Source organism: Micromonospora sp. NPDC005686, from assembly GCF_042871665.1.
Taxonomy (GTDB): domain Bacteria; phylum Actinomycetota; class Actinomycetes; order Mycobacteriales; family Micromonosporaceae; genus Micromonospora.
On record NZ_JBIAIY010000010.1, the window covers coordinates 277,861 to 285,582 of the forward strand.

Here is a 7,722-nt window from a genome sequence, read left to right on the forward strand (position 1 = left end):
CACCCACCGCCGCGCCCGCCTGAACCTCGCGCGAGGCCGGTCAGTGGGGGAGGGCTGTGGACAGGCGGCGGACGGCCTCGTCCATCTGCTCGGGTGGTGCGGCGGCGTAGGTGAGGCGCAGGTGCGGGGCGGGGGGCTCGGCCGCGTACCAGGGGCGCCCGGGGAAGACGGTGACCCCGGCGGCGGCCGCTGCCGCCGTCACCGCGACGTCGTCGGCACCGTCGGGCAGGCGTACCCACAGGTGCAGGCCACCGCGTGGGACGTCGCGTGGCGCCAGCGCCGGCAGGTGCCGGTCCAACGCGGCGAGCAGCGCCTCCCGGCGGGCCCGCAACTCCCGGCGCAGGGTACGGCGGTGCCGGTCCCAGGCCGGCGCGGTGAGGAACTCCAGCGCGGCCTGTTGCAGCGGCCCGGCGACGAAGAGGTCGTCGAGCAGGCGGGCGGCGCGCAGCCGCGCCCCGGCCGGTCCGCGCGCGCCGAGCGCGGCGATCCGCAGGCCGGGCGCGGCCAGCTTGGTCAGCGACCGCAGATAGACCACGTGCCCGTCCGGGTCGTCGGCGGCGAGCGGGGGCGGGGCGTCGCCGTCGACGGTGAGGTCGCGGGCGTAGTCGTCCTCGATCAGGAACGCCCCGGCCGCGCGTACCGCCTCGGTGACCTGATCACGGCGGGCCGGCGCGAGTGTCGCGCCGTGCGGGTTGGCGTGCAGCGGCTGGCAGTAGAACAGCCGGGCGCCGGTGCGGGCGAACGCGGCGGCGAGTTGGTCGGGCCGTACCCCGTCGGCGTCGGCGGGTACGGGCACCACCCGCAGCCCGGCCGCGCGGGCGGCGGCGAGCGCGCCCAGGTAGGTGGGGGACTCGACCAGAAGCGCGTCGCCGGGCGTGGTGAGCGCCCGCAGGGTCGACGAGAGCGCGGCCTGTCCGCCCGCGCAGATCACCATGTCCTCGGCGCGCAGGCCGCCACCTGATTCGCGGGCGAACCAGGCTCGCAGATCCGCCCGCCCCTCCACCGGGCCGCGCTGCCACGCGGCGGGCTGGCGGGAGGCACGGGCGAGCGCCGCGCCGAGCGCGGCGGCGGGCTGGAGATCCGGGTCCAGGTAGCCACCGGTCAGCGCAATCGCGCCCGCCGGAGGTAACGCCAGCAGTGCCTGCATCTCCTCCTCGCCGCCCCGCCGCGGGCCCAGCGCGACGGTCTGCCACGACAGGTCGGCCCGCGGCGGCCCGGTGCGCCGGGCGGCCACGAACGCGCCGCGCCCCGGCCGCGTCTCGATCAACCCGTCCGCGACGAGCCGCCGGGTCGCCTCGGCGACGGTCACGGGGGAGACGTGATGATGCGCGGTCAGCTCCCGCACGGAAGGCAGCCGCGTGCCCGGGGCGGCGGACGCCGCCAGCGCATCCAGGTACCGAACGACGCGATCGATAGCGCTACCATCACCCATGAAGGAACAGAGTAGCGCTACTGTCCCGACGACGATAACGGCCAGCCCGGGCGGCGGGGTCGCCCTCGGCGCGCTGGGCGTGCTGGCCTTCAGCATGTCGCTGCCGGCCACCCGCGTCGCGGTGCACACACTCGACCCCTGGTTCGTCGCCTTCGGACGGGCGGTCGGCGCGGCGCTGCTCGCGTGGGCCTACCTGCGGCTGACCGGCGCGCCACGTCCCACCCGCGACCAGTGGCGCCGGCTGTCGATCGTCGCGCTCGGCGTCGTGGTCGGCTTCCCGCTGTTCACCTCGCTCGCGCTCACCACGCAGACGTCCGCGCACGGCGCGGTGGTCGTCACCGTGCTGCCCGCCACGACAGCGGTGTTCGCGGTGCTGCGGGCCGGTGAACGGCCGCCGCCGCTGTTCTGGGTCGCCGGCGCCGCCGGCCTGGCGCTGGTGCTCGCGTTCCTCGCCGCCGGCGGCTCGATCCGCGGCGCGCTGTCACCGGCCGACGCGTTCCTGCTCGCCGCCGTGGTGCTCTGCGGCCTCGGGTACGCCGAGGGCGGCCGGCTGGCCCGCGAACTCGGTGGCGCCCGGACGATCTGCTGGGCGTTGCTGCTGTCGCTCCCGGTCACCGTGCCGGTCACCGCGGGGGCCGCGCTCCTGCACCGCCCGCAGGGCGGCGTCGCCGCCTGGGCCGGATTCGGCTACCTCACAGTGGTGTCGATGTTCCTGGGCTTCTTCGCCTGGTATGCCGGGCTGGCCCGGGGTGGGATCGCCAAGGTCGGCCAGATCCAGCTCGTCCAGCCGGTGCTCACGCTGGTGTGGTCCGCAGTGCTGCTGGGTGAGGCGGTCACGCCCGGCGCGCTGGTGGTGGCGGGCGCGGTGCTCGCCTGCGTCGTGCTCATCCAGCGCACCCGGGGCGGCGCGGCACCGGCGCGCGCCCCGGGCAGCCCGTCCTCAGCAGGCCGGGATGGCGCCGCTCACGCTGGAGATGTACGCGTGGCTGACGAAGTGACCTGACGCGAGCCGGTTCCACTGGCTGGTGGTCCGGTACGGGCCGCTCACCGACTGGCCGGTGACCGAGCACTCGATCGGCACGTTGGCGTAGGTGGCGGCCAGGCCGACGACGGGGTTGCTGGTGGCCGGGCCGGAGCGGATGTTGAGCGGGCCGCTGCCGATCCGGCCCCGGGTGCCGCTGCCGGTCCAGAGGTAGGCGACGTCGACCCAGGCGTTGTCGGTGAGCAGCAGGCCGTCCCAGAACGTGCCGTCGGCGAGGTCGATGCCGGCCGGGCTGCCCACCACGCGCCCGAACTGGTCCCGGCCTCCGTTGTAGCCGCTCTGGTACGCCGCCTGTGCCTCGGGCCGGCCCTGCGGCAGGTCCTTCCACGACTCGCGGACACTGCTCGGGTTCCAGTAGTCGTCCTTGGTGTTCCACGGCCCGATGTCCCAGACCGGCGCGTACTCGCAGCGACTGCGGGTGGTGGTGCAGACCCGCACGGTGTAGTCGCCGGTGTTCTTCGGCGCGAGACCTCGGGCCGACGGCAGCGCGACGAAGTGGTCCCGCGAGACGATCACGTGCCCGTTGGCGGTGGTGCCGCCGACCAGCCCTTCGCGGGTGGCGTACACCCGGTAGGTGAGGCCGGGGGTGGCGGCCGTGACGGCGGCGACCGAGTCGGTGACGAGCCGGACCTCACGCAGGGTGGGCGTGGCGGACGGCCGTTCGGCGGTGAGGGTCACCCGGATCTGCACCCGGGTGACCGGCTGGTCGAAGACGGCGGCGCCGGAGAGGGACCGCCACTCGGTCCACGCGCCCGACCGCCAGCCCCGCGCCGACACCTCGACGGCGCCGTCCCGGCCTGCGCTCGCGACGACGTCGGCCCGGACCCGGTTGGCCGGGGCGGCGAGCGAGTGGGGCGCGACGAGGAGCGTGCCCTGGGCCGCGGCGCGTCGCTGCGCGGCGGCGGGCCGTGCCGTGTCGGCGAGACGGAGCCCGCTGCCCGTCCAGGTGACGTTCACGTCGTCGGCGTCGATGACGGCCAGCTCGGCGCTCCAGGTGTTGCCGCCGGACGGTGGGTCCAGGGGCGCGGCGAGGGCGGGTGAGGCGGCCAGGGCCGCGACGATCGCACCGGCGACGGCGGCCCGCATGGGGGTGCTGCGGCGATGGGGCATGGCGCTCCTCGTGAGGCATGAGTTAGACGAGCGTCGATCTTCAGGGTGAGGTGCAGGCAACCATCGATCTCGCGTCCCGTCAAGAAGGCGGTCCTGGCGTCCGGCGCGGCCGGGCGGTGCAAAAAACCTGCAAACGCCAGCCCTTGCCTTCCTGGAAAGCGCTTTCATACGATTGCGTTACATCGATGTTTCATGTGCGGGCCGGGCATCGCAGATGAACCACATTCGCTGGCGACGCGCCTGATCGCGGCGCGGCTCCTCATTATCTCCATTCGGTGACCGCCGCTGCTCGGCGGCGATTCCCGCATGCTCGAAAAAGGAATGAGGCGACATGAGAAGAACAGTCGCTCTGCGACTCCACGCGGCACTGGCCACGGCGGCCGTCGGTATCGCCGTCGCCTTGGCGCTACCGTCACCGCAGGCGTCGGCGGCGGCCGGCAGCGCCACCGGCTACGCCACCCAGAACGGCGGCACCACCGGCGGCGCGGGCGGGCAGACCGTACGCGCCACCACCGGCACCGCGATCCACGCGGCGCTGTGCAACCGGGCCAGCAGCAGCACCCCGATCACCATCGAGGTGACCGGGACCATCAATCACGGCAACACCAGCAAGGTCTCCGGATCGAGCTGCAACACCGCCGACGGCGTGATCGAGCTGAAGCAGATCAGCAACGTCACCATCGTCGGGGTGGGCAGCGGAGCCGTCTTCGACCAGCTCGGTATCCACATCCGCGACTCCCGCAACATCATCATCCGCGACGTCACGGTGCGCAACGTCAAGAAGTCCGGCTCGCCCACCTCCAACGGCGGCGACGCGATCGGCATGGAGAGCACCGTCCGCAACGTGTGGGTCGACCACGTCACGCTGGAGGCGTCCGGCGGCGAGTCGGAGGGCTACGACGGACTGTTCGACATGAAGGACGACACCCAGTACGTGACGCTGTCGTACAGCATCCTGCGCAACTCCGGCCGCGGCGGCCTGATCGGGTCCAGCGAGAGCGACCGCGGCAACGGCTACATCACCTTCGAGCACAACCTGTACGAGAACATCGACTCCCGTACGCCGCTGCTGCGCGGCGGCATCGCCCACATGTACAACAACCACTACACCGGGCTGCACGAGTCGGGCATCAACTCCCGGGCCGGGGCGCGGGCCAAGGTGGACAACAACTACTTCCGCAACTCCAAGGACGTGCTCGGCACGTTCTACACCAGCGAGCGCGGCACCTGGCAGGTCAGCGGCAACATCTTCGACAACGTGACCTGGTCCTCGCCCGGCAGCGACAACTACCCGGCGGGTCCGAACGTGACGTCCACGACCACCGTGAGCGTCCCGTACTCGTACCGGCTCGACGCGGCGAGCTGCGTGCCGGAGATCGTGCGGCAGACCGCGGGCGCCAACACCGGCCTGCGGGTCTCCGACGGCAACTGCACGCCGCAGTCCCCGGCCCCGACCACGCCGGGGCCGACCACGCCGGCGCCGACCACGCCCCCGCCGGGAACCACCACGCCGCCCCCGTCCGGCGGGACCAACCTGAGCCTCGTCTCCGGCGCCGGCGCGGACGGGTCCAGCAAGGCCGACGGCACCAGCTACGGCAACGTGCGCGACGGCAACCTGAGCACCTACTGGTCGCCGTCCGGGTCGACCGGCACGATCTCGATCAAGTGGGGCTCCGACACGCGGGTGTCCCGGGTGGTCATCCGGGAGCCGTCGGGCACCTCGGGTTCGATCGGGTCCTGGCAGCTGGTCAACAACGACACCGGCGCGGTGCTCGCCTCCGGCGGCGGGGCCGGCCAGATCACCTTCGCCGCGACCACGCTGCGAAAGATCAACTTCAAGATCAACAGCTCCGGCGGTACGCCGAGAGTCGGCGAGTTCGAGACGTACGCCGGTTAGCGGTCACACACGAGCGGGGGCGGCCGATCCGGCCGCCCCCGCCCTCGTGCGTGTCGCCGGTCAGAGGGTGAGCACGACCGTGGAGATGCTCCGCGCGCCGACGTTCACCGTCACCTGGTTGCCGTTCACGCCGACCGGCTGGCTCGCCGCGCTGGCGTTCTGCGACGTGGCCACGTACTCGGCCCGGCTGACGTTCTGCGGCGCCTGGATGACCGCGTTGTTCACCGCGCTCGTGGACCGGTTGAGGATCACCAGCGTGACCTTCCCGTCGCCGGAGTAGGCGGTCACCTCCAGCGGCGAGGCCTTCGAGCTCTTGGTCAGGGCGACCCGCTGGTAGCCGGGCCGCACGTACTTGGCGTACTGCGAGAACGCGTACCCGCGCTTGAGCGGCGCCCCCGCCACGGTGCCGTACGCGGACTCGCCGTCACCGATGAACGAGTAGTAGCGCTTGCCGTACCACCAGACGTACGCGCTCCAGTTCGACTCCATCGACTTGTGCACGGTGCGCATGATGTCGTCGAGCGTCTCGTTCCAGGCCGCGGCGTTGGCCGGGTTGCCCCAGATGTTGGAGCCGCCGCCGTCGGCCTCGTGCAGGTTCCACTCGGTCATCCACACCGGCTTGTTGTACTGCTGCGCGAGCGTGTACGGCTTCAGCCGGCCGGACGCCTCGGTGCCGTAGAGGTGCCCGCCGATGTAGCCGATGTTGTTGCGGGCCGCCGCGTCGTTGAGCGTCGGGTCGGTGTAGCCGTAGTTGAGGTTCACCGCCTCGGCGACCATCAGCTTCGTGTTCTGCACCTTGGCGCCCTGCTCCCGCACGAAGGTCTGCAGCTCGGTGCCGCTCCAGTCCATCGAGTCGTAGTCCGGGTGCCAGTCCGGCTCGTTCTGTACGGACGTGACGTCGATCGTCACGCCCTGGTTGCGCATGTACTGCACGTAGCTGTTGAGGTGGCCGGCGTAGTCGTCGTAGTAGTCGGTGCGCAGCTTGCCGCCGTTGATCCGGCTGTTGTTCGTCTTCCAGGCCGCCGGGGCGGTCCACGGCGACGCCATGATCTTCACGTTCGACCCGTACGACTTCGCCGTCCGCAGCGCGCTGACCTGGGTTCCCCACTCGCCGGACACCGGCGAGATGCCGGTACGCACGATGGACAGGCCGAGCTGGTTGGGACCGAGCCCGACGAGCGTCTGCGTGTCGGCCGTCGACCACGCGCCGCCCCAGATCGACACCGCGGCGCCGAACCCGTCGATCGTCTGGTAGCGGCTGGCGGTGTTGACGGTGATGTCCGCCGCCCCGGTGGGCGGTGGGCTGCTGGGTGAGGTGGTCGGCGAAGTCGTCGGCGAAGTCGACGGTGAGGTGGACGGCGACGTGGTCGGCGTCGTCGTGCCGCCGGTGCAGGTCACCCCGTTGAGCGCGAAGCTGGTCGGCGCGGGGTTGCTGCTGGTCCAGGCCCCGTTGAAGCCGAACGACGTGGTGCCGTTGGTGGGGATGGAACCGTTGTAGTCGACGTTGCGGGCGGTGACCGCCGCTCCGCTCTGCGTCACAGTGGCGTTCCACGCCTGGGTGACGGTCTGACCGGCGGCGTAGGACCAGGTGAGCGTCCAGCCGTTGACCGGGTCACCGAGGTTGGTGACTGTGACGTTCGCGCCGAAGCCGCCCTGCCACTGCGACGACACGGCGTAGTCGACCGCGCAGCCGGCGGCCGCCGCGCCGGCCGGCAGCGCCGCGGCGACCGCGGTCGACGCCAGCAGGACGGCCCCGGCCGACAACGCCGCGGTACGGGTCGTCAGGTGTCTTCTCATCGAGCCTTCTCTCCTTGTTCGGCCGGGTCAGCGCTGGAGGGTGAGGAGTCCGGGTCGGTAGGGCAGGAGGCCGTAGTCGCCGCCGGAGTTGGGGGAGCGGCCTTGGTAGAGCAGTTGGAGGTTGCAGGGGTCGACGGTGAAGGTCTGGTCGGCGGTGGTGCGGATGAGTTCGCCGTGGCTGATGTCGTTGGTCCAGGTGGCGCCGCTGTTGGCCTTGCCCGCGAACGGGTTGGACTCGGTGGCGGCCTGGGGGGTCCAGGATCCGTTCAGGCTGGTGGCGGTGAAGGAGCGGAAGTAGCGGCCCTGGGAGCCGATGGCCTCGACGATCATCAGGTAGCGGGTCTGGCCTTGCAGTTTGTAGACCTGCACGGCTTCGAACAGGTTGTTCGTGGAGTCCGACATGATCGTGGTGTAGTTCGACCCGAAGCTGCCGGGGAAGTTCCC

General features: G+C 72.0%; 6 protein-coding genes. 2 read left to right on the plus strand and 4 right to left on the minus strand.

The genetic code is table 11. From position 1 onward, the window contains the following. Positions 1 to 40 precede the first annotated feature (40 nt). Positions 41 to 1,432 carry a PLP-dependent aminotransferase family protein gene (locus ACFYON_RS23515; RefSeq protein WP_387321044.1) on the minus strand — a complete coding sequence of 464 codons (1,392 nt, stop codon included), beginning with the start codon at positions 1,430 to 1,432 and terminating at the stop codon, positions 41 to 43. Here ACFYON_RS23515 and ACFYON_RS23520 point away from each other — a divergent pair. Further along, positions 1,431 to 2,435, plus strand: a complete 1,005-nt coding sequence (locus ACFYON_RS23520) for a DMT family transporter (protein WP_357711293.1) — start codon at positions 1,431 to 1,433, stop codon at positions 2,433 to 2,435. The genes ACFYON_RS23515 and ACFYON_RS23520 overlap by 2 nt on opposite strands. Here the strand turns inward: ACFYON_RS23520 and ACFYON_RS23525 are convergent. Continuing rightward, on the minus strand, positions 2,373 to 3,584 hold the full coding sequence (locus ACFYON_RS23525; protein ID WP_357711295.1) for a hypothetical protein: 1,212 nt from the start codon (positions 3,582 to 3,584) through the stop codon (positions 2,373 to 2,375). The genes ACFYON_RS23520 and ACFYON_RS23525 overlap by 63 nt on opposite strands. A gap of 331 nt (positions 3,585 to 3,915) precedes the next feature. Here ACFYON_RS23525 and ACFYON_RS23530 point away from each other — a divergent pair, with 331 nt between their 5' ends. Then, a complete protein-coding gene (locus tag ACFYON_RS23530) occupies positions 3,916 to 5,481 on the plus strand; it encodes a pectate lyase (RefSeq protein WP_357711297.1) in 1,566 nt (521 codons plus the stop codon). 60 nt (positions 5,482 to 5,541) lie between these two features. Here the strand turns inward: ACFYON_RS23530 and ACFYON_RS23535 are convergent, their stop codons facing one another. Continuing rightward, complete coding sequence (locus ACFYON_RS23535; RefSeq protein ID WP_354872104.1) at positions 5,542 to 7,278, minus strand: cellulose binding domain-containing protein; 1,737 nt, start codon at positions 7,276 to 7,278, stop codon at positions 5,542 to 5,544. Between the two features lie 27 nt (positions 7,279 to 7,305). Beyond that, positions 7,306 to 7,722, minus strand: a 417-nt coding sequence (locus tag ACFYON_RS23540; RefSeq protein ID WP_355015128.1) for a non-reducing end alpha-L-arabinofuranosidase family hydrolase, incomplete at its 5' end; no start/stop codon positions are given.

Bases quoted from the DNA above. Each gene is read 5' to 3' on its own strand.
- ACFYON_RS23525 (WP_357711295.1), bottom strand. From the start codon at position 3,584: ATGCCCCATCGCCGCAGCACCCCCATGCGGGCCGCCGTCGCCGGTGCG.
- ACFYON_RS23520 (WP_357711293.1), top strand. From the start codon at position 1,431: ATGAAGGAACAGAGTAGCGCTACTGTCCCGACGACGATAACGGCCAGC.
- ACFYON_RS23535 (WP_354872104.1), bottom strand. From the start codon at position 7,278: ATGAGAAGACACCTGACGACCCGTACCGCGGCGTTGTCGGCCGGGGCC.
- ACFYON_RS23530 (WP_357711297.1), top strand. From the start codon at position 3,916: ATGAGAAGAACAGTCGCTCTGCGACTCCACGCGGCACTGGCCACGGCG.
- ACFYON_RS23515 (WP_387321044.1), bottom strand. From the start codon at position 1,432: ATGGGTGATGGTAGCGCTATCGATCGCGTCGTTCGGTACCTGGATGCG.